General features: G+C 61.2%; 21 protein-coding genes. 13 read left to right on the forward strand and 8 right to left on the reverse strand.

Translation table 11 applies throughout. The features are described 5' to 3' along the window. Positions 1-229: 229 nt before the first annotated feature. Positions 230-1,114 (reverse strand): LysR family transcriptional regulator, encoded by an 885-nt coding sequence (locus INHI_RS0100005; RefSeq protein ID WP_027246255.1) that lies wholly within the window; start codon positions 1,112-1,114, stop codon positions 230-232. Positions 1,115-1,219: 105 nt separating this feature from the next. On the opposite strand from INHI_RS0100005, the gene gstA reads away from it, so the two are divergent. The 3 genes from gstA to INHI_RS0100020 are packed head-to-tail and all read left to right on the forward strand — an operon-like array spanning position 1,220 to position 2,433. Then, positions 1,220-1,831, forward strand: a complete 612-nt coding sequence (gstA, locus tag INHI_RS0100010; protein WP_027246256.1) for a glutathione transferase GstA — start codon at positions 1,220-1,222, stop codon at positions 1,829-1,831. Further along, on the forward strand, positions 1,828-2,208 hold the full coding sequence (locus tag INHI_RS0100015) for a nuclear transport factor 2 family protein (RefSeq protein WP_027246257.1): 381 nt from the start codon (positions 1,828-1,830) through the stop codon (positions 2,206-2,208). Before gstA ends, INHI_RS0100015 begins: the two co-directional genes overlap by 4 nt. Before the next feature lie 3 nt (positions 2,209-2,211). Further along, positions 2,212-2,433 carry a tautomerase family protein gene (locus INHI_RS0100020; protein ID WP_027246258.1) on the forward strand — a complete coding sequence of 74 codons (222 nt, stop codon included), beginning with the start codon at positions 2,212-2,214 and terminating at the stop codon, positions 2,431-2,433. Between the two features lie 120 nt (positions 2,434-2,553). Here the strand turns inward: INHI_RS0100020 and INHI_RS0100025 are convergent, their stop codons facing one another. Beyond that, on the reverse strand, positions 2,554-3,420 hold the full coding sequence (locus INHI_RS0100025; RefSeq protein WP_027246259.1) for an NADP-dependent oxidoreductase: 867 nt from the start codon (positions 3,418-3,420) through the stop codon (positions 2,554-2,556). 90 nt (positions 3,421-3,510) lie between these two features. Here INHI_RS0100025 and INHI_RS0100030 point away from each other — a divergent pair, with 90 nt between their 5' ends. Beyond that, positions 3,511-4,107, forward strand: coding sequence for a TetR/AcrR family transcriptional regulator (locus tag INHI_RS0100030; RefSeq protein WP_244915687.1), 597 nt, complete (start codon positions 3,511-3,513; stop codon positions 4,105-4,107). Positions 4,108-4,214: 107 nt separating this feature from the next. On the opposite strand, the gene INHI_RS0100035 is transcribed toward INHI_RS0100030, so the two are convergent. Next, positions 4,215-7,349 carry a transporter substrate-binding domain-containing protein gene (locus INHI_RS0100035; protein WP_027246261.1) on the reverse strand — a complete coding sequence of 1,045 codons (3,135 nt, stop codon included), beginning with the start codon at positions 7,347-7,349 and terminating at the stop codon, positions 4,215-4,217. Positions 7,350-7,583: 234 nt separating this feature from the next. On the opposite strand from INHI_RS0100035, the gene INHI_RS0100040 reads away from it, so the two are divergent. Beyond that, complete coding sequence (locus INHI_RS0100040; protein ID WP_014875743.1) at positions 7,584-7,991, forward strand: response regulator transcription factor; 408 nt, start codon at positions 7,584-7,586, stop codon at positions 7,989-7,991. Between the two features lie 105 nt (positions 7,992-8,096). Here INHI_RS0100040 and INHI_RS0100045 read toward each other — a convergent pair whose 3' ends face one another. From INHI_RS0100045 to INHI_RS0100055, 3 genes are all read right to left on the reverse strand, one after another. Next, positions 8,097-9,197: a M24 family metallopeptidase gene (locus tag INHI_RS0100045; protein WP_027246262.1), complete on the reverse strand. Its 1,101-nt coding sequence runs from the start codon at positions 9,195-9,197 to the stop codon at positions 8,097-8,099. A 151-nt stretch (positions 9,198-9,348) separates the two neighbouring features. Further along, positions 9,349-10,935, reverse strand: coding sequence for an ABC transporter substrate-binding protein (locus INHI_RS0100050; RefSeq protein WP_027246263.1), 1,587 nt, complete (start codon positions 10,933-10,935; stop codon positions 9,349-9,351). A gap of 70 nt (positions 10,936-11,005) precedes the next feature. Then, on the reverse strand, positions 11,006-11,623 hold the full coding sequence (locus INHI_RS0100055) for a helix-turn-helix domain-containing protein (protein WP_027246264.1): 618 nt from the start codon (positions 11,621-11,623) through the stop codon (positions 11,006-11,008). A gap of 166 nt (positions 11,624-11,789) precedes the next feature. Between INHI_RS0100055 and INHI_RS0100060 the strand changes: the two genes are divergently transcribed. Genes INHI_RS0100060 through INHI_RS0100080 form a run of 5 tightly spaced genes read left to right on the forward strand, consistent with a single transcriptional unit; the run spans position 11,790 to position 15,893 of the window. Continuing rightward, positions 11,790-12,833 (forward strand): ABC transporter permease, encoded by a 1,044-nt coding sequence (locus tag INHI_RS0100060; RefSeq protein WP_375543760.1) that lies wholly within the window; start codon positions 11,790-11,792, stop codon positions 12,831-12,833. Beyond that, a complete protein-coding gene (locus INHI_RS0100065; RefSeq protein WP_027246266.1) occupies positions 12,833-13,735 on the forward strand; it encodes an ABC transporter permease in 903 nt (300 codons plus the stop codon). The genes INHI_RS0100060 and INHI_RS0100065 overlap by 1 nt, the downstream gene beginning before the upstream one ends. After that, positions 13,732-14,580: an ABC transporter ATP-binding protein gene (locus INHI_RS0100070; RefSeq protein WP_027246267.1), complete on the forward strand. Its 849-nt coding sequence runs from the start codon at positions 13,732-13,734 to the stop codon at positions 14,578-14,580. The genes INHI_RS0100065 and INHI_RS0100070 overlap by 4 nt, the downstream gene beginning before the upstream one ends. Further along, positions 14,577-15,323, forward strand: a complete 747-nt coding sequence (locus INHI_RS0100075) for an ABC transporter ATP-binding protein (RefSeq protein WP_027246268.1) — start codon at positions 14,577-14,579, stop codon at positions 15,321-15,323. Before INHI_RS0100070 ends, INHI_RS0100075 begins: the two co-directional genes overlap by 4 nt. Positions 15,324-15,353: 30 nt before the next feature. Continuing rightward, a complete protein-coding gene (locus tag INHI_RS0100080) occupies positions 15,354-15,893 on the forward strand; it encodes a hypothetical protein (RefSeq protein WP_036766699.1) in 540 nt (179 codons plus the stop codon). A gap of 136 nt (positions 15,894-16,029) precedes the next feature. On the opposite strand, the gene INHI_RS0100085 is transcribed toward INHI_RS0100080, so the two are convergent. Continuing rightward, positions 16,030-16,500: a hemerythrin domain-containing protein gene (locus tag INHI_RS0100085; protein ID WP_027246270.1), complete on the reverse strand. Its 471-nt coding sequence runs from the start codon at positions 16,498-16,500 to the stop codon at positions 16,030-16,032. A 208-nt stretch (positions 16,501-16,708) separates the two neighbouring features. On the opposite strand from INHI_RS0100085, the gene INHI_RS0100090 reads away from it, so the two are divergent. The 3 genes from INHI_RS0100090 to INHI_RS0100100 all read left to right on the forward strand — a co-directional run bounded on the left by INHI_RS0100090 (position 16,709) and on the right by INHI_RS0100100 (position 19,252). Next, a complete protein-coding gene (locus INHI_RS0100090) occupies positions 16,709-17,347 on the forward strand; it encodes a LysE family translocator (protein WP_027246271.1) in 639 nt (212 codons plus the stop codon). Positions 17,348-17,510: 163 nt separating this feature from the next. Next, the gene (locus INHI_RS0100095; protein ID WP_027246272.1) at positions 17,511-18,557 is read left to right on the forward strand and encodes an amidoligase family protein; all 1,047 of its coding nucleotides are present in this window, start codon (positions 17,511-17,513) and stop codon (positions 18,555-18,557) included. After that, complete coding sequence (locus INHI_RS0100100; protein WP_027246273.1) at positions 18,554-19,252, forward strand: gamma-glutamyl-gamma-aminobutyrate hydrolase family protein; 699 nt, start codon at positions 18,554-18,556, stop codon at positions 19,250-19,252. The genes INHI_RS0100095 and INHI_RS0100100 overlap by 4 nt, the downstream gene beginning before the upstream one ends. Positions 19,253-19,405: 153 nt before the next feature. Here INHI_RS0100100 and INHI_RS0100105 read toward each other — a convergent pair whose 3' ends face one another. Continuing rightward, entirely contained in the window at positions 19,406-21,622 is a 2,217-nt protein-coding gene (locus INHI_RS0100105) for an NADP-dependent isocitrate dehydrogenase (RefSeq protein ID WP_027246274.1), read from the reverse strand. Positions 21,623-21,634 lie beyond the last annotated feature (12 nt).

Raw genomic sequence — 21,634 nt, forward strand, 5'->3', positions numbered from 1 at the left:
AGTTTGGCGTCAATGAAAAACGAGTGATACCAATAAGATAGGGTAGGTGGGCGCAAGTCGTGGCAGACCGTGCAGATCGCCCTAAGCGCTCTCATAACCTGAAGGTCGTAGGTTCAAACCCTACTCCCGCAACCAAATATACCAAGCAATAACGCAACAGCGCCCCAAGGGGCGCTTCTCGCGTTTGTAGCCAGAGATGCCCGGAAACACTACAGAAATATAAGGCGCGTTAGGTCGGGGTAAGGCTCCCGATCCTATTCCAAAGCTCATCAGCAACAACACCGATCGCCTGGTCCCTGCGCCTCATCTTGAAGAGTGTGGTCCGGCGCAGGGGGAAACCCTCTAGGTTGAGGGAGAGCAGGTCCCCGGATCGCCGTTCCTCAACCGTCATGTGGTCGGGCAAGCCGCCCCAGCCAAAGCCTGCGAGGATCACTTTTTTCTTGGCGGCAAGATCGGATACGGTCCATTTCAGCCCGCCTGCCAACAGGTCGCGGCTTTGCTCATGGACCGCTGTGCCGGAGTCCGCGGCGACCACTTGCACATGACCCTGCATTTCGTTGGCTGCCAAGGCGCGGGAGGTGGCGGGCAGGCCCAGATCTGGGCTGGCGACCGGTCGGATCGTGACCTCTCCGACTGGTTCCGCCTCCACAGTATCGAGCGGCACCCCGGCCAGCGAGGCAAGCGCGATATCGGCCGTGCCCTCCAGCAGGCGGGCAATCGGACCACCCATCATTTCCATCCGCAGCCGCAGGTGGGTCGCCGGGTGGCGTTGCCCGGTGTCTGCAAGGGGCGGCAAAAGAAGGTCCAGATCCATTGTGGCGCTGACGGCGATGGTCAACTCCGGCTCTTCACGAGCGCGCAGCCGGGCCGCAGTGGTGCGCAGCCCTTGCATCTGGCGTAGCACTCTAGACGCTTCGCGGTAGAAAATTTCCCCTGCCGGGGTGAGGACCGGGCGGTAGGCCTCGCGGTTGAACAGCTCCAGCTCCAGTTGTTCTTCTAACTGGCGGATTGTGTGGCTGATGGCGGATTGTGATTTGTGCAGACGCTCAGCGGCGCCGCGGAAGGTGCCGGTTGAAACAATTGCGTCGAGAGCGATGAGCTGGTCGTGTTTCATGGCGGTGCAACATGATCCATTTTTCTAATCGTTACTATGAGAACACAATATTATCAATCGATCATACGAGACGGTAACCAGTGGGCATCATCATAGGAGATCGTCATGAAACTCTACTACAAACCCGGAGCCTGCCCACTGGCCAGCCATATTGCCCTGCAGGAGACCGGCCGCCCCTTTGAAATCGAGGCTGTCGATACTGCCGCGGGTCGGACCGAAGGTGGTGCAGATTACCTCGCAATCAATCCAAAAGGTTACGTTCCGGCGTTGCGTCTGGAGGACGGCAGCATTCTTACCGAAGGACCGGCCATTTTGCAGTATATCGCCGACAGCCACCCGGAGGCTGGCCTGGTGCCAGCGGCGGGGACCTTTGCGCGCGCCCGGATGCAGGAACAGCTGAACTGGATCGGGACCGAACTGCACAAAGCGTTCGGCCCGCTGTTTCGCGAAGGCACCAGTGAGGCTGGTCAGGACGAAGCGCGCGTTGCTGTTGCGGGCAAATTCGATCTGATCGAGACGCAGCTGGAAGATGGCCGCGAATGGTTGGTTGCGGATCAGTTCTCTGTTGCGGATGCCTATTTGTTCGTAGTCTCGAACTGGGCCAATTTCACCGGTATCGACTTGGCGCGTTGGCCCTACCTCGCGGCCTTTGTGAGCCGAACAGCCGCCCGCCAATCTGCTCAGGCGGCGATGCGTGCAGAGGGGCTGATCCAATGACGCCTGTTGATCACAAAGAGGTCGGTAAGTTGATGGAAACCTATTTCGAGGGCCTCCATCAAGCCGATAGCGCCATGCTGCGCGACGTCTTTCACCCGCAGCTGGCATATGTCTGCGCTACCGAAGGAGATGAGCTGTACCTTGATCTTGAGACCTACATGGCCCGCGTGGATGGAAGAGAGCCGCCGGCCAGGCGCGGCGAGCAGCGCGAGGAGGAGGTTCTGGAGGTGGCCTTTGCCAGCGATCGGCTGGCCTGCGTGAGCGCCCGTATGACCATGATGGGACGTGATTTCCATGACCTTCTTACTCTTGTTCGTCACGGTGCCGAATGGCGTATCGTTGCGAAAGTGTTCTCCTATGTACCAGGAAAGGACTGAATGATGCCTTATGTGAATATCAAGGTGACCCGCGAGGGTGGTCCCGATGGCACTGGTCCCAGCGCTGAGCAGAAAGCACAGCTGATCAGCGGCGTCACCGGTCTATTACAGGACGTTCTGGGCAAGTCCCCGGCGACCACATTTGTGGTGATCAGTGAGGTGCCGCTGGAGGATTGGGGCATTGGCGGCCTGCCGGTGCAGGAGTACCGGAGGCAGGTGCAATGAAGAAAGGACTGAAAGAGGCGTTGGAGATCCGCTGGTAATCCGGGCGATGTACCGCTTTCCTCGGGCAGAATAATCACGGGCACAGGCGGAGAACTCCGCCTGTGCCCGTCGCCGCTGGTATCAGAAAATGGCATGATCCAGGACGAGTTTGCCGGTAAGTCCAGGGGTTTCCAGCCTGCGGTGTGCCTCTGATATCTGATCAAGCGGCAGTATCTCTTCGACCTCGGGGATCAGGTCGCCTTGTGCCAGCCAGTCTGCCAAGGGCGCCAGAAGGTCTTGATTGGCCGGGTTCTGAACTGTCACAGGCGTGATGCCGCGCGCGGGGGTGAAGACCCCTCCCGGCTTCCACCATTCTGGAACGATGGTCACATAGGCGCCGCCATCCTTGACAGCTGCAAACGCCTTTTGCGCGTGCTGGCAACCGCGTACATCAATGGCCCCATCGACACCGAGCGCATCCGGGGGCGCCAGTTTGAACCCCAGCAAGGGTGCAATTTTCGCAGCTATTGCGCCGACCGCCCCCTTGGGATTGTTGATCAGGATAAGGGCACCCGGTGCCAGATCCAGCGCCTGAAGCGCCGCCAAGGCGGTGCTGCCGATCAGCGGTACCGCTGCGGCAGTTGTGATGGGGACCGCATCCGCGATTTTTACAACCTGGCTGGCTGGCAGCGCGGCAAATTGCGCATGGGTGCCGACCAATGAACCCGGCTGAGGCGAAATGGCCATCACCCGATCGCCGGGCGCGAAGCCATCAGTTTCTGACCCAAGCGCCTCGACCGTACCAGCGGCATCCCAGCCCAGGACCATCGGAAAATGGGCCGTGTCATCAGGCAGGATCTGCCCTGAGCGGACACCAGCATCCACCGGGTTCACACTGGATGCGTGGATCCTGATCAGCAGCTCCCCGGACTTGGGATCCGGGCGCGGCAGTTCCGTCATTCGAAAGACGTTAACATCGCCAAAGGTCTCGATAATTGCAGCCTTCATTTGTGCCTCCTTTATTTGTAGTGATCGTTAAATAATGAGCCGCTTGTCTGGTCAAGTATTTTTGTGTAGTGATCGATAAATTAAATGGAGGTGACCTTGGGACGGCAGCGGAGTTTTGATACCGAACACGCGATTGAGCAGGCGATGCTGCTGTTCTGGGAGCGGGGGTATGAGGCGGCATCCATGGCCGACCTCAGCGCCGTCATGGGGGTGAACCCTCCCAGCATCTACGCGGCCTTCGGCAACAAACAGGCGTTGTTTGAACAGTGCGCTGCCCACTACGCGCAAAGCATTGCAGCCTACGCCCCGCGTGCCCTTGACGAGGAAACAACCACCGCCAAGGCATTGCGCCGCTACGTGGCAGAGGCCATTGAGGCATTCTGCGCCGAAGAAAGACCCAGAGGCTGTCTGCTCGTCAGTGCTGCAACCAATTGCGGAAAAGGCAGCGCAGGCGCTCAGGAGCTGTTGACAGGATACAGGCAAGCCAGCGAGACGATGATCGCAGATCGCATCCGACGCGGTATCACAGAGGGGGACATGCCTGCTTGCACCGAGCCCGATCTACTGGCGAAATACGTCGCGGTTCTGATCCAGGGGCTTGCAGCGCAGGCGCGCGACGGGGCTACAGCGCCTGATTTGGGAAAAGTGGCAGAGCTGGCACTCAACCAGCTTCCTGTGTCATCATAACACTCTGGCCGTCGCTACCATGCGGGACAACCCATCGGCCTGCTCAGAGTTAACGCACCGATGTCTTTTGGATGGCTGCGTCTCGTGTCATTGATCTAAGCGGGCAATCAGTCCCGCAATACCGCAGCAAGTGCCGCAGCCAGATCTCTCGGGTGGACGGGTTTTTGCAGCAGCGGGGCCGTGACCGGGCCCATCTCATCCGGCGTGTATCCGGTGAAGCCGGAGGTGTAGATCACGGGCATTCCCGGATGGACCTGGCGGATACGGTTGGCCAGTTCAAAGCCGCCGATGGAGCCTGGCATCACCACATCGGTCAGCAGCAGATCGAACGGGTTGCTGTCCTGTAACAGCTCCAGCGCCTGTTGTGCTGAGCCGACCGACAGCACCTGGTAGCCAAGCGTCACGAGCATGTCGCGGGTCATCTGGCGAAGATCCGGTTCATCCTCCGCCAGAAGAATGGTCTCACCGGCGCCTTTCTCAAGGGGGGTGTCAGGGGCGGCAGCTTTGGGCAGGCTCAGATCGGAGCCGCGCGGCAGGGTCAATTGCACAGTGGTGCCGCCGCCCGGTTGGGAGTAGACCCGCAGATCGCCGTTTGAGTGGCGGGCAAAGCCATACACCATTGACAGCCCTAGCCCGGTGCCCGAATTGGCGTCTTTGGTGGTAAAGAACGGGTCGGTACAGCGGATCAGCGTGGCGTTGTTCATGCCCGGACCATCATCCGTGACAGAGAGTTCAACATAGCGGTGGTTTGCATTGGCAGCAGAGGTGCCCAGACCTTTGTCGTCGTTTCTGCTTTTGGCCCCCGGGCGGTCTTGCGGGGCAGCTACTGGCCGGGCCTTCAGGGTGATGCGGGTGCCGTGACCGCTGCTCATGATGGCATCGCGGCTGTTGAGAACCAGATTCATCAGCGCGGTTTCCAGCTGTGCAGGATCGCAATAGACCAGCAAGTCGGGATCGGCCTCCTGCACCTGTATCTCAATCCGCGTCTCGAGCATCGGGCGGATCAGGTCGTGAAACTCTGTCAGAGTTTCCTGAACCGGTTTGGCCATGGCAAAACCGGGCTGACGTTTGGCAAAGGCCAGCAGCCGCGTTGTCAGCTGTCGGCCCCGGTTGATGGTGGTTGTTGCAATGCCAAGGAACCGCGCCCGGTGCTCGGAGGTGGTTGCGGTTCCTGCGAGATCCACCGCATAGAGCAGCGATGCCAGCAGATTGTTGATATCATGGGCAATACCACCCGTCAGCTCACCCAGCGCATCCAGCCTGTTCCTGCGGTCGTTGACCTGCCGGTTTAGTTCCTCGTTGGTGACATCGTCCAGCACCAACACCAAGGCCACACCTTGGTGTTCGTTTTTCGGAACTGCGCTTCGGACCCGGACATATCGATGGTCATCGCTGTTGGCGCTGCGCCGCAGCAGATGGGTTTCTCCTGACAGGACATGGCCCGAACGGGCGCGCTGCAGCGGATCGGCGCTGGCAATCAACGGGGAGAGGGTGTCCTTATCGAGAAAGCGGATCGCCTCGGGCCAGGCAAACGGGGTCTCGGCGGATATGTCCCCCAGCATATGGCGGGCGGGGTGGTTGATCCGGATGATCTGCCCCGCACGGTCAAAGGCGACAATTCCGCTGGTGGCTGCGTTCAGCACCACTTCCAGTTCATCCCGGATCTCCGCAATCTCTGCGGCGCGTCTGGCCTTGTCTGCGGCGATGCGGCGGCGCGTGCGCAGTTTGTTCAGACCGAGCACACCCAACAGCGTCAGCAACCCGCCACCGATAGCATAGCCGAGCAGGCGCAGCCGCGCTGCATTCCAGAGTACGGGGGGCTCGAAATACTTGCGGCGCAGCTCGGCATATTCGGCGGAGACCAGATATTGCGGCAGAGCGAGATCCAGCTTGTCACGAACGTCACCCAGGCCAAAACGCAATGCCGGTGCGCGTTCATAACTCAGCAGTGCAGGCAGCACCTCAGTCAGAGCGTCGCGCATCCGGAGGTTTTCGGCGGCCACCAGCAGCTTATCCGGGTGATCGACCACCGCATCGACCTGTCCCGTTTGCAGCGCGGTCAGCAGGGCTGGCACAGAGCCCATCGGGACGACCTGCCAGTCTAGTGCAGCCCCCATCGCCTGCGCAGTGGCGTTGTCAGCACGCACCCCGACCCGGCGCGCGCTAAGGTCCTCCGGTCGCGTGATGCGATCGGCCAAATCCACCTGGGTAAAGAGGGATTGCTCCGCCGCCAAAATCGGATGCGCGAAATCCATCTGTGCCTGTCGGGTGGCGGTGATCTGGGCTGCGGGGAGGATGTCGTAGGTGTCCGATTGTGGCCCGCGCAGCCAGGCCTCTTCGCTGATGGTCTGAAACTCCAGCTGCAACCCGGTGCGCCGGGCGAGGCCGCGCAGCACGTCAACCGCGAAGCCGGAAACCTGTCCATCGGCATTGATCACCTGATAGGGAGGAGAAGGGTAGACACCCACCCGCAGCACATCCGGAGCAGGCAGCGGGATATCCAGAAAATACTTCAGCAGCAGCGCGTCGAGGCGCCGGTCCTGCTTCATCCGGTCAAGCGCGGCTTCGATGTCTGGCATCAGATCAGCACGGCTTTCATGGAGGGCGACGAGCCGGTCAAATTGGCGCAAGGGCGGGTTGAGAAAGCTGACCCGCCCATCGACGGAGGCCAGCTTCGCGATATTGAATGCGACAGGTTCCGGGATTAGCACGGCGTCAACCCGGTGAGATAGCAGCGCCATGACGGCGGCTTCGGGTGTCGTGAAATTCACCGTGGTATTGCGGGCAAGAAACGCCTCCTGTTCAGAGCCGACCGCCGGTGGCACGATCCCCACGCGTACTCCGCTCAGCGTTGCGGTGGAGCGGCCCTGCACCGTGTCCGTCCGCATCATGGGGCGGAGTGTTTCGCTGGAAATCGGTGTTGAGAACAGATTGCTGTTCCGCAGTGCGGGCAGTTGGGCGATACCGGCAATCAGATCGGTGCGCCCTTCGGCCTGCGCCTGTACGAAATCACGGCTCGAAGTCACTGGCACCAGTGTGATGCTGGTCCCCAACTCGGTTGCGAGGTCCTGCGCTAACTCTACCAGAAATCCGGTTTCCTGGCCCTGGCTGTCGCGCTGCGCAAAGGGAGGAACCGACAGGAAGCCGATGCGCAACGGGTTCGGGCCGTCCTGCGACCAGCCCGGCAAGGCCATAGTCACCAGCACAAGAAAGGAAAACAGGAACCGGATTGGTCTCGCCATGTAGAAGGCTCCGTAACGCGCTGGCTCAGATTGGGATCGCGGATTGCCGCCATGTTATAGGTGACCAGCCGGGAATGTCAGGCAAAACCGACCTCAGCTCCGGTTCTGTAACCGTTATGGCAGCTCGGCAATTGATCAAGCCCCGGACGCCGGGTAAAAGGTTTGCGGGAAAAACGGCAGTGCATCGATGTCTCGTTCGGGGCAGTATCGCCACGCTGCGGAGGAGCGACGGATATGGCCAACATACTGGTTCTGGAAGATGATGAGATCTTTGCCAGCCTTTTGCAGGTCTCCTTGGAGCAGGCCGGTCACTTTCCCATCATCTGCGAGGACGCGACCGAGACGATTGCCCAGTACAAGGAATATGACTTTGATCTGGTCATCACCGATCTGATCGTGAAGAAAAACAACCGCGCCATACCGGATGGGGGCGTGATGGTTATTTCCTTCCTGCAAGGGCTTGCCCGCGACGGGTACGAAATCCCGCCGATTATTGCGATGTCCGGGGCCACGCAGCGTCCGGGACTAGAGCAGTTACTGGTCACATCCAAGGATCTTGGCGCAACGGCGACATTGACGAAGCCGTTTGAGCCAGCAGAACTGCTGATCCTTATCAATCAGCTGCTAGAGCGCCCGACCTGATCAATGCCCAGCGGCCGCTTTAGGGGGCAATCTGGATGCCGGGGGATAGAAAAGGCGCAGCCCGAATGCGGGATGCGCCTGATTTTTTCGGTAGATGATCTGGTATCAGCGCCGTTGCATGGTGCGGGGCATCTCCGACAGGATCTCGGCGCCGTCTTCGCGCAGGATCACGATCTCTTCCAGACGCACGCCAAACCGGTCCTTGAGGTAAATCCCCGGTTCGATCGAGAACACATTGCCTGCGCGCAGCTCAACATCAGAGGTGGCGGTGATATAAGGGGGTTCATGCACGTCGATGCCTAGCCCATGGCCGGTGCGGTGCAGGAACTGTGGGCCATATCCGGCGGCAGCAATGGTGTCGCGGGCGGCACGGTCGACCTCGCTGGCGCGCACGCCGGGTGTCGCGGCCTGAACTGCGGCCTGAACTGCGGCTTCGACCACTCCGAACACCTGCTCATACTCCGCTTCCGGTGTGCCGAACCAGCCGCAGCGGGTCATGTCTGAAGGGTAGCCGTTCAACCGGCATCCCGTGTCGACCAACACGGCCATATCGCGGGTCAGCCTGGTATCGCCAGTGTGGTGATGCGGGAAGGCGCCATTGACGCCAAAGCCGACAATGGTGAACTCAGGGGTTGCGCCATGGGCCTTGTAATGGGCATGCAGGACCGCTTGCACATCCAGCTCGCTCATGCCCTCTTCAAGGCGAGAAAACGCCTCGGTCACGGCGGCATCATTCAACAGATGCGCAGCCTTCAGCGCGTCATATTCGGCGTCGTCCTTCATCGCGCGCAACAGGCCAACGGTATCATCGGTGAAACGCCGTTTGGGCGCGTCCATCGCATCCAAAACCCGTAGGGCAAAATCCGCGCGCATGGTTTCATCCAGCACCACCGACAGACCAGTAGCCGTGGCACCGCAGTCATTGAGCAGCGCGGTAAGCGCGGCACCCGGCCCATCATCATCCGACCAGCAGCGGAACGGCAGATCGGTGGATTTGCGCGCGGCATCGGCGTTTAGTCCCGGCATCAGAAAGCCCGCGTGGCTCTGGCTGACCATCAGCACCACGGGCCGTTCGTCGCCATGGGGGTTCACACCCGACAGCCACATCATATGGCTGGAAGGGCCAAGCACCACCAGATCGGTGGCGGTCTCTGTCATGCGGTGGCGCAGCCGGGTCAACCGGTCTGCATAGGGGGGCGTGGTCATGGTCATATGTCCTGTAGCGCGGGCGGCCCCATCAGCGGCGGGAGATCGGGCCCGAAGATGAAAAAAAGGGGGCGGCTCATGTCAGCACCGGCCCGAGCAGCCTGCCCCCGTCAGATAGGGGGCAGGTCAAGGCGCCAATCGGCGCCGGGGATTAGTTCTTTTCCACCAGACGGTAGAAGACAAAATCAGAGGTAGCACCGTTCACATAGCCCGAGACATCCGCGTCCATCGCCACCTGATAGGCGGCCTGGAACATGATCACGATGGGGGAGCTTTGCTGCACGTCGGCCTGCAATTCGCGGTACATCTCCAGCCGTTTCTCCGGGTCCGCCTCGGTGAGGGCAGCCTTGGTCTTGGCGTTCATCTCCTCCGGCACGGCCCAGGCGTTGCGCCAGGTGGTGGTGGCCGCATAATTGTCGTCCGAGTTGTCGGAATTATAGGCAAAGGCCTTGGCGTTGGAATGCGGGTCCATGAAATCCGGACCCCAGTAGAGCAGCATCGCCTCATGGCTGCGTTCACGGTATTTGGTGATCACCTGGCTGCCGGTGCCAGGCAGGATTTCAAAGTTGATCCCCGCGTCAGCAAAACTGGCCTGCAAGGACTGCGCCATATCGGTAAAGGGGGCTGCATTAATCACATCCAGCGAGACGGTGATCGGGGTCTCGATCCCGGCGTCGCTGAGGATGGATTTGGCCCGCTCCGGGTCATAGCCGAACGGGGTCTCATCGTAGGAACCGGGAAAGCCCTTTGGCCAGAACGCCTGATGAACCTCCATCTGCCCGTTGATGATGGTGTCGGTCATCCCCTTGTAGTTCACCAGATACCGCGCGGCCTCCCAGACGGCAGGGTCGGTCAGACTGTCGGTTTTCTGGTTGAAGGACAGGAAATGCACCGCCGCCTGCGGGTAGGTCTCCACCTTGATGGCGTCGCTGTCAAAGCCGCGGATCTGGTCCGGGGTCAGGTTGCGGGCCATGTCGATATCGCCGGATTCCAGCAGCAGTTCCTGCGTGGCGGCTTCGGCCACATGGCGGATGATGACGCTCTCCATCTTGGGCGCGCCCTTGAAGTAATCCGCATTGGCCGCCAGCCGCACCATTTGCGCCGGGCGGTAGCCCTGCAGCTTGAACGGGCCGGAGCCTGCGGCGTTTTCATTCAGCCAGTTATTGCCCATGTCGCCGTCCACGGCATTGGCCATCACCACCTCTTTGTCCACCACCGAGGCGGGGCGGGCGGCCAGCACGTTCATGACAAAGGCGGGGGAGAAATCCCCTTCGTATTTGATGGTAATGCTATTGCCATCTGCCGTGACCATCTGATCGACGTTCTCCGCCGTCCAGCCCAGCTGCGCCAGAATAAAGGCGGGGGTCAGGTTCAGCTTGATCACTCGCGCCAACGAGAACACGACATCTTCGCTGCGCACCGGATTGCCAGAGTGGAACACCGCATCATCGCGCAGGGTGAAGCGGATGGTCTTGGCTTCCGCGTTAACCTCCCAGTCGCTGGCAAGACCCGGCGCCAGAACTGTGGGGTCCTCGGCGTCATATTGCACCAGCCGGTCGTAGAGGTTTGTCACCAGCTCGCCCGAGGTGAACTCATAGGCCTGTGCGGGGTCAATGGCGACGATATCGTCGATGTTCTGCGCCACAATCAGCGCATTGGCAGGCGTGTCAGCAACAGCGCCGCTCGCCAGAGGCAGCGCCATCACGCTGGCCAGCAAGGCGGATTTCACGAGGTTCATGTCAGTGTCTCCCTGTTTTAATGTCTTGTTGTCTGCCGCATTGGCTCTGCCCACTGGGGAGCGGTCCCGGTCACGGCAGGTTCGGGGTGTTCTTGCTGTGCAAAACGCTCAGCGTACCGGTCCACAGCAGCCGCGCGGTCTCTTCGGTGGGATTGCTCCAGGAATGTGAGGTAAGACCGCTGTAATGCAGGCTGTCCCCAACCCGCAGACGGAACACCTGCCCATCCAGTGATTGATCAATCTCGCCCTCCAGCACATAGAGCATCTCTTCACCCTCATGGCTGACCTCCTCAGACACATATCCGGGTGGTACATGCAGGATGTAGCTGGACAGCTCTGCGCCCGGAAACTGCGCGCCAAGGGCCTCGTAGGTGATCGACGATCCCGCCAGCGAAAACTGTGTGCGCGTTGTCGCCCGCGTCAGCGCATCCGAAGGTTTGGGCGTGGCGATGAAATACTCCAGCCCCACCTCCAGCGCTGACGCAATCTGTGCCAGCGTACCCAACGTGGGGGTAGCATTGTCGCGTTCCACCTGGCTGAGATAGCCGACCGACACCCCGGCTGTGTCGCACAACGCCTGAAGCGTCAGCCCCATCTGCTTGCGCCGCTTGCGGATCAGCGCGCCCAGCATAGGGCCTGCGCTGCTGCGGGTCTTGGCGGGTTTGGGGGTGGCGCTGGTCTGGGGCATTGGCGGCTTTCGGTCTAATCCTCTTTTGCCCAGCTTAGGAAAATAATTATTGTGAAGCAAAAAATTTTTTGCTTTTGCGAAAAATAATATTTATGCCGGAGATGGATTTGCCGGTACTCTGCCGGCAGCGCGCCGTGCACTACGGCCAGGTGGAGGGCAGGATATCTTGACCAGCACAGCAAGATCGGGGCGCGCAATTTTGCGCTGGGGGCAAGGGCTTGCGGGTTTTGCCATCGTGTCGACGCTGACCTTTCTCGGGCTTCTGGCGATTACGTTTTTCATTGGCCGTGTGGTGCCGATTGATCCGGTGCTGTCGGTGGTCGGGGATCGTGCGACACAGGAACAATATGACGTGGCGCGGGTTGCCATGGGGCTGGACCGGCCGCTGGTGATGCAGTTTTTCTCCTACGTGGGGGATGTGTTTCAGGGCGATTTGGGGCGTTCGGTTTCCACCAACCGACCTGTTGTCTCCGATCTTGCACGGGTGTTCCCGGCCACGCTGGAGATGGCCACGCTTGGCATTCTGATTGGCGTGATACTGGGCGTGCCCATGGGCGTCTGGGCCGCCGCGCGGCAGGGCACTTGGGTCGATCAGATCATCCGGGTCTTTGCGCTGCTGGGCTATTCGGTGCCTGCGTTCTGGCTCGGGCTGGTTGGACTGGCGGTGTTTTATGCAGGTCTGGGCTGGGTCGCGGGACCGGGGCGGGTCGACATCTTCTATGATGGATTGATTGATCCGGTCACCGGCCTGTTGTTGGTCGATAGCCTGCTGGTCGGCGACACCGAGGTGTTCTGGAACGCGCTCTCGCATCTGGTGCTGCCTGCGGCCATCCTCGGGTTTTTCAGCCTTGCCTATATCGCGCGTATGACCCGCAGCTTCATGCTGGACCAGCTCAGTCAGGAGTTCATCACCACCGCCCGCGTCAAAGGCGTGCCGGAATGGAAAGTGATCTGGGTGCATGGGTTCAAACCGATCCGGGTGCCGCTGATCACGGTGATTGGCCTCTCTTATGCTGCTCTGCTGGAAGGGTCTGTGATGATTGAGACCGTATTCAGCTGGCCCGGCATCGGCAATTACCTCACCGTGGCGCTGCTCAATGCGGATATGAACGCCGTGCTTGGCTCGACGCTGGTGATCGGCGCGGTCTTCATCTTCATCAACAAGATCTCGGATGTGCTGTACCGGGTTCTCGACCCAAGGAGCCTGTGATGCTGAGCCGCGACTGGTTGCTGGACGACTCGCCCGCCACACGGACACAGGCCACCGCAGGGCGCGCCTATCGCATGATCCTCGCACTGATGCGCAATCCGCTGGCGGTGCTGGGGGCGGTGATCATTACGATCCTCATTCTTGCGGCGGCTTTTGCGCCCTGGATCGCACCGCAAAGCCCAGTGGGGCAGGACCTATCTTCGCGCCTGTTGCCGCCCTCCTGGGCCAATTGGATGGGCACGGATGAGCTGGGGCGGGATATCTTCTCCCGCGTGGTTTACGGCGCGCGCATCACGCTGATGATCGTGGGGCTGGTGGCGGTGATATCGGCACCGCTGGGGCTGATCATCGGGGCGATTTCGGGCTACTTCGGCGGCTGGATCGACCGCATCCTGATGGGGATCACCGATGTTTTTCTGTCGATGCCCAAGCTGATCTTGGCGCTGGCCTTTGTCGCCGCCTTGGGGCCGGGGATCGAAAACGCCATCATCGCCATCGCCATCACCGCATGGCCTGCCTATGCCCGTATTGCGCGGGCCGAAACGCTGACCTTCCGCAACGCCGAATTCATCGCCGCGACGCGCCTGCTGGGGGCCTCGCACAGCCGCGTTATCCTGCACCATGTGCTGCCGCTCTGTACCTCCTCGATGATCGTGCGGGTGACACTGGATATGGCGGGGATCATTCTGACGGCAGCGGGTCTTGGGTTTCTGGGTCTGGGCGCGCAGCCGCCGCTGCCCGAATGGGGCGCGATGATCTCGCGCGGGCGGGTGTTCATTCTGGACCAATGGTGGGTTGCGACCATGCCCGGCATTGCCATCATCGTGGTCAGCCTTGGCTTTTGTTTCCTTGGCGATGGCTTGCGCGATGTGCTGGACCCCAAACAGGGGGGCAAGTCATGAGCCAATCCACATCTGCCCCCTTGCTGGAGGTTGAAAACCTCCGCGTCAGCTTTCCGACGCCCAAAGGACGGGTTGAGGTGGTCAAGGGGCTGAACCTAACCCTGGGCCGCGAACGCCTAGGTATCGTGGGCGAGAGCGGATCGGGCAAATCCATGACCGGCCGCGCCATCCTGCGGCTGATCCGCCGCCCGGGCCAGATGACGGCGGACCGGCTGGCGCTGGAGGGGCAGGACCTGCAAACCCTCAGCGAGCGCCAGATGCGCAATATCCGTGGGGCGCGGATTTCGATGATCATGCAGGATCCGAAATTCTCGCTCAATCCGGTGATGACCATCGGCGCACAGATCGCCGAGGCGCTGGATGTCCACGAACGTCTCAGCCGCCGCGACACCCGTGCCCGTGTGCTGGAGATGTTGGAGGCGGTGCGCATCAACGACCCCGAACTGGTGGCGCAGATGTATCCCCATCAGGTCTCCGGCGGCATGGGGCAGCGGGTGATGATCGCGATGATGCTGATCCCGCGCCCGGATCTGTTGATCGCAGATGAGCCGACCTCGGCGCTGGATGTCTCGGTACAGGCGCAGGTGCTGGATTTGATTGATGATCTGGTGCGGGACAAGGGCATGGGCCTGATCCTGATCAGCCATGATCTCAATCTGGTGGCGCGCTACTGTGACCGGATCATGGTGATGAATGCCGGCCGCGTGGTCGAAAGCTGCGCCGCCGCTGATCTGCACAAGGCCAGCCACCCCTATACCCAAGGTCTGCTGGCAGCGGTGCCGCGGATGAAGGAAACCCGCGACACGCTGCCTGTGCTGGACCGATCAAGCTGGAGTGGCACATGACAGCGATTTCTCTGAGAAACCTCGATATTTCCTACGGCGACACGAGGGTGGTGCAGGGCGTCAGCTTTGATGTGGCTGAGGGGGAGAGCTTTGCGCTGGTCGGCGAAAGCGGGTCGGGGAAATCCACCGTGCTGAAGGCGATTGCCGGGCTTGCGCCTGACTGGACTGGTGAGATCTCCGTTCTAGGTCAGCCGCGCAGCCACGGGATTGATCGCGCGTTTTCCCGAACCTGCCAGATGGTGTTTCAGGATCCCTACGGATCATTGCACCCGCGCAAACCGGTCGACTGGGTGCTGCGGGAGCCCCTGCGGGTGCATGGCATCGGCGCGCGTGACGCCCGCGTCGCAGAGGTGCTGGCCGCAGTCGGCCTCGACCAGCGATTCCGGTTCCGCTATCCGCATCAGCTGTCCGGTGGGCAGCGCCAGCGGGTCGCCATTGCGCGGGCCTTGATGCTGGAACCCAAGGTGATGCTGCTGGATGAGCCGACATCGGCGCTGGATGTGTCCGTGCAAGCCGAGATCCTGAACCTGCTGAAGGCGCTGCGCCGCGCGCAGGGGCTGACCTATCTGATGGTCACCCATAACCTGCCTGTTGTCAGCTTCATGTGTGACCGCATGGCGGTGATGAACAAGGGGCGCATTGTTGAGATCGCCCCAGCTGAGGCGCTGCATGACGGCGGCTTCAGTGATGCTTATACGCAGCAGCTCTATGCCGCCAGCGGTGGCGCGGAGCCGACCGCGTGACAATTTACCAGAGAAGATGGATCCCACCGAATGCCCGACGATAGACTGCCGGAAGATATCTCAGAGACCGTGTCTGTACCCCTGTCGACAGAGGCGCTGCGCCATTTCACCGACGCACTGGCCGCCGCCACAACTGCCGAGGCTGCGTATGATGCCCTCTGCGTACTGACTAAGGCCACCGTCGGGGCAAAGCTGTTCACCGTGATGACGGTGGATATGACCGCCATGCTGGCCTGTCGCACCTATACCGATGATCCCGAGAACTACCCGACCTCCGGCACCAAGCCGATTGAAATGAATGACTGGTTTGAGATCGTCCATGGTCAGCACCGCAGTTTCGTTGCGAATACGCTGGAAGAGATCGATCAGGTCTTCCCCGATGCGGAGCTGATTGGGGCGTTGGGCTGCGGGTCGGTGATCAACCTGCCGGTACTGATCGACGGCGAGCTTGCTGCGACCATCAATATTCTGCATGAGCCGGGGTACTATACAGAGGCGCGCGTCGATGCGGCAAAAGCCCTGCTGACCCTGCCTGCAATGGCGACGCTGGCCTTCGCCCGGCAGCTGTAGTCTCTGGCCTGCGCGTTAGGCGAAGAAAGAGGCCGCGCGTCGGCGGCCTCTCTGTGATCTGCGGTCCCATGCGCGCGGCGCCGAGAGGCCAGCGTCAGGAGCGAGGGAGGCGGAAAGCGGGTTTCCGGTCGGCGGATCAGTCTTCCAGACTGTCCTCGCGTTTCTCGTCGATCAATCCGCGTTCCTCATCCTTGCGTTTTTGGAAGCGGGTACCATAGCCTTCGAGTTCCTCGTCGGAAATCACCTCTTTGGCGCGGGTAAAGACCTCGTTCTCCTCCTCATCCATGTGATGCTCATATTCATGCTTCAGCTGTTCGAACTTGGTCATCCACAAATCCGAAGACATTTTCATCACATTCAGCTCTTCCATTAGATCATCAAGCTGCTGGTGCTCGTGCACGGAATGCCGGGCCGCATCCTGGCCCCAGGTCTGGCTGATCAGTTTGGAATAGAAGGTCTCTTCCTCCGCGGCAGCGTGGCTTTTGACGTCTTCGTAAAACCGTTTCCAAAGGGCGCCGCGCGCCTCGACCTTGCTGTCCTGAATGGAGGTCAGCAATTTGCGGTGGGTATCGTGATCGTCCTTGATTGCATCATAAATTGTTGGCATTGGAAGCTCCAGTCTGGCGGGGTCGGTTGAACGGCGCGGCTGCCTTGCCGGGACAGGGTGCCGCGGTTCTCTGACAGACAAACGCCGCGATCAGGCAGAGTGTTCCTAGATCGGTCAATCGCTCCGCAGGATTGCGCAGGATCCGGGTCGCGCGTGCTGCACGGTCCAGCCTATTTTGAGACGGCAGGCTGGCAGAGGATCCACGGAAATGACTCTGGATATGGTATTGGCGCTTGTGCTGTTATTGTTTCCGCTGGCCTATAGTCCCGGGCCGGGCAATCTCTTTTTTGCGGCCAATGGTGCGCGGTTTGGTTTTCGCGCGACCCTGCCTGCGACAACGGGCTATCATACTGCTACGGCTGCGGTGACGCTGCTGATCGGGTCAGGGGCGCTGGCGGCTCAGGCGGTGGCGCAGGAAGCGTTTATTTGGTTGAAGATGGCAGGCGCGGGTTATGTGCTATGGATCGCATGGGGCATGTGGCGCGCCGGTGGACTGCAGGCAGAGCTTCAGGCCCGACCGGCCCGGTTTCGCGATGGTGTGCTGTTGCTGCTGCTGAACCCTAAGGCCTATGTGATCATTGCGGTGATGTTCAGCCAGTTTCTGGTGCCTGCCGATCCCGCGCGCATAGCCGATGACGCAGCGGCCCATCTTTCTTCGGGACAGCTGGGGCTGGTCACGATTATCACGCTGATCTTCACGCTGAACAATCTGGTGGCGTTTTCGATCTGGACATGGATCGGCGAGGGTCTTGCGCGACAGATCTTCCGCGATGATCGGGCGCGCCAGATGAACCGGGGGTTTGCCCTGCTGCTGGTGGTTGTCGGCCTCTGGATGCTGTTGATCTGACTGTCGATCTGACGGGGCCTATCTTACACCGCAGCGGATTTCGACCGGCCGCACCCATCAGCAAACCAGCGTAAAAAACGCGACAGGATCGCGCCCGCGCCCGCAGAGGTGGAACATTTTTGCATCGGTGACGTTGGGTCTGTGAGCGAGCACGGAGCCCATGATGTTGGAAAGTGATCTGAGTACCGAGGCGGGTTTTGCCTCTCCCCTTGACGGCCGGTTGGCTGAACGCGCGGATGCGCGGGGCGCTGTCAAATCGCTGCCGCAGATGTCTGGGGCCCGCACCCCCGCCGATAATCGCAAGGTCGGGGTCGAGATCGAGTTCGGCGGCCTCTCTGCCGCCGAGGCGCAGGACATCGTCCAGCGCGAACTTGGCGGCGATATCCACGCGCAGGATGACATCGACGGCCCCAAGCCCCATGTCAAGAACACCCGGCTGGGCGATGTCGAGGTCTATCTGGACAGCCGGTACCGGACCGAAGTCCACGGGCTGGGCAAGGCGCTGTTCTCCCTCGCGGAGCCGCTGATCCCTGTCGAAATCGTGACGCCACCGCTGGCGCAATCGCAGCTGCCGCAGCTGGATCGTCTGTGTTCAAAACTGGCAGAGGCGGGGGCCACGGGCACGCAAGACGGTATGCTGAACGGCTTTGGCGTACATCTGAACGTCGAAGTTGCGGATATGACGGCGGATCACATCGTACCGGTGCTTACCGCCTTTGCTCTGCTGGATCCGGTGCTGCGCCGCAGTCCGGGCATCGACGTGTCGCGCCGGGTGCAGCCCTTTATCGCGCCCTATCCGGCGGCGCTGATCGATGCCCTCTGTGAGCACCCGCCACAGACGATGGAGGCGCTCTGCACTCTTTATCTCGACCATGCAGCGGATAGAAACCACGCGCTGGATCTGCTGCCACTGCTGGCCGATTACGCGCCGGATTGTGTACGCGAAGCGCTGGGCGAAGATGACAAAACCGCCGCCCGTCCGGCCTATCACTACCGTCTGCCGGATTGCCGTCTGGGGCAACCGGGGTGGTCGATCAGCCAGGAATGGAACCGCTGGGCAGAGCTGGAACAGATCGCCCGCGACACTCGGCTGGACCAACTGATCAAGGCCTGGCAGGGCCGCCCGCGCAGCGAACAGCTGCTGAACCGCGAATGGGCCAAACACGCGGCCGAGGTTCTGAACACCGCAGCACGAGGAGACGCCGCATGAAACCGATCATTGCAGTCACCGTCTCGCGCCGCAGCGGCTGGCGGATCTTTCCCCTGATGGCCCTGAACATCTGGCTGGCCGGTGGTCGCGCCGTGCGCTGGCAAAGCGGCCGCGCCGCCGATCTGGCGCAGGTGGATGGTGTGGTCATTGGTGGCGGAGACGACATCGCGCCAACGCTCTACAAGGGGCAGATCATGCCGGAGGTCCGTCTGGACCCCGACCGCGACGCGCTTGAGGCTGATATCGTGCGGCAGGCAACCCAACAGGATGTGCCCCTTCTAGGGATCTGTCGCGGGGCGCAGATGCTGAATGTGGCCCGCGGGGGCGCGCTCTATCAGGATGCCTATGCCTTCTATGGGTTGGAAAACTACAAGACAGTGCTCCCCCGCAAGAAGGTCACGATCACCAACAACAGCACGCTGCGGCGTATCCTCGGGGTGCCTGAGCTGAAGGTCAACGCGCTGCACAGCCAGTCGGTCAGCAGCCTGGGGCAGGGGCTGCGTGTCACCGGGCGCGATCAGTCCGGCATGGTTCAGGCGATCGAGGATCCGGGCCGTCGGTTTGCAGTCGGGGTGCAGTGGCATCCTGAGCATCTGTTCTACCAGCCCGCCCATCTGAACCTCTTCCGCGCGCTGGTCGAGGCGGCGAGATCCAAACGCGACGACCCGGTCGAAGCGCTGGACATGGTCGGCTGATCCGCGCTGGCCGCGGCGCCCGCCCGTGGGGGCCGCTCGCCCTGACACCTCCACCCGAGGGTTTGCAGTCTGAACGAAAAAAACGCCCGGATCGCTCCGGGCGTTTTTTATGGTTTCAGGGCAGTATGTCGCCCTAATCACGCCAATGCGTGATCAGCCGATGATGCCGTTCAGCGTCGCGCTGGGGCGCATCACGGCGGCGGTTTTCACCGGATCAGCGTGGAAATAGCCGCCCAGATCCACAGCCTTGCCCTGAACCTCTGCCAGCTCGGCGAGGATCGCCTCTTCCTTGGCGGCCAGTTCAGCCGCGATGGGCGCGAAGTGCGCGGCCAGCGCGGCGTCGTCACCCTGCGCGGCCAGCGCCTCGGCCCAGTAGCGGGCAAACCAGTAGTGGCTGGCGCGGTTGTCCGGCTCACCCACCTTGCGCGAGGGCGAGCGGTTGTGATCCAGAATGCCCTGCGTCGCCGCCTCGGCAGCAGCGCCCAGCACGCCAGCCTTGGCGTTGCCTTTGCTGTCGGCGAGGAAGTTCAGCGATTCACCCAGGGCACAGAACTCACCCATCGAGTCCCAGCGCAGGTGGTTTTCTTCAACCAGCTGCTGCACGTGCTTGGGCGCAGAGCCACCGGCCCCGGTTTCAAACAGCCCGCCACCGTTCATCAGCTTCACAATCGACAGCATCTTGGCCGAGGTGCCCAGTTCCAGGATCGGGAACAGGTCGGTCAGGTAGTCGCGCAGCACGTTGCCGGTGATGGCGATGCTGTCCTTGCCTGCGGTGATGGTTTTCAGCGACTGGGCGGTCGCCTCACGCGGGGCCATGATCTGGAACAGGTCGGATTTGCCTGCCGCTTCCAGCGCGGGCGTCACGTATTTGATCAGCTCTGCGTCATGGGCGCGGTTCTCGTCCAGCCAGAAAATTGCCTCGGAGCCGGTCAGACGCTGACGGTCCATCGCCAGTTCGATCCAGTTCTCGATCGGGGCCTTTTTCACGGTGCAGGAACGCCAGATATCGCCTGCCTCGACCTCATGCGCATGCAGCGTCTCGCCATTTGCCAGCACGATACGGATGGTGCCATCCGCAGGTGCCTCAAACGTGGTCGGATGAGAGCCGTATTCCTCAGCCTTCTGCGCCATCAGGCCGACGTTGGCGACGGAACCGGCGGTGGTCACGTCCAGCGCACCATTGGCTTTGAAGAAATTGATGCTTTCATCATAGACGGTGGAATAGCAGCGGTCAGGGATCACGCAGTTGGTGTCGCCCTTGTTGCCCGCTTCGTCCCAGCCCTTGCCGCCGGCCCGGATCACCGCAGGCATGGAGGCGTCGATGATCACATCGGACGGCACATGCAGGTTGGTGATGCCCTTGTCGCTGTCCACCATATACATGGACGGACGGTCCAGCGCGGCGATCTCTGCCTTGATCGCATCGCCATTGGGCAGGCCGTCGATGGTTGCCAGAACCGCGCCAAGGCCGGAATTGGCAGAGCCGCCAGCCGCTTCGATTTCGGCGCCGAATTTGTCCCAGACCGGGCCGAGCCATGCCTTCACCGCGTGGCCAAAGATGATCGGGTCGGAGACCTTCATCATGGTGGCCTTCATGTGCAGCGAGAACATCGTGCCGTCGGCTTTGGTGTCTTCGATGGCATCCTTCAGGAAGGACGACAACGCCTTGGCCGACATGAAGGTTGCATCGGCAACGGTGCCCTCTTCCAGCGGCCAGCTGTCTTTCAGCACGGTAACCGCGCCGTCCTTGCCGACGAATTCGATCTTCGCGGTCCCGGCCTGCGCCGCAGAAATGGTGGCGGAGACTTCGTTGGCATAGAAATCATTGCCGGGCATCGACGACACTTTGGTCTTGCTGTCAGCAGACCATTTGCCCATCGAATGCGGGTTGCTCTGGGCAAAGTTCTTCACCGCACGGGCGGCGCGACGATCCGAGTTGCCTTCGCGCAGCACCGGGTTCACGGCAGAGCCCTTGATGGTGTCATAGCGCGCGCGGATCTCTTTTTCCGCATCCGTTGCAGGATCTGCCGGGTAGTCAGGAATGCCAAACCCCTGCGCCTGCAATTCGGCAATCGCGGCGGTCAGCTGCGGTACCGAGGCCGAGATATTCGGCAGCTTGATGACATTGGCCTCGGGGGTCTTCACCAGTTGGCCCAATTCGGCCAGATCGTTGCTCTGACGCTGAGCGTCGCTCAACGCTTCGGGGAAGGTCGCAAGGATGCGGCCCGCCAGCGAGATGTCTTTGGTTCCAACGGAGACACCTGCCGCCGCGGCAAAGCTGCGGATGATCGGCAACAGAGAGGCGCTGGCCAGCTCGGGGGCTTCGTCTACGATGGTATACAAAATGTCGGGGGTCGAATTTTCTGCCATATTCCACAACCT

Source organism: Phaeobacter inhibens DSM 16374 (assembly GCF_000473105.1).
In the GTDB taxonomy this organism is placed as follows: domain Bacteria; phylum Pseudomonadota; class Alphaproteobacteria; order Rhodobacterales; family Rhodobacteraceae; genus Phaeobacter; species Phaeobacter inhibens.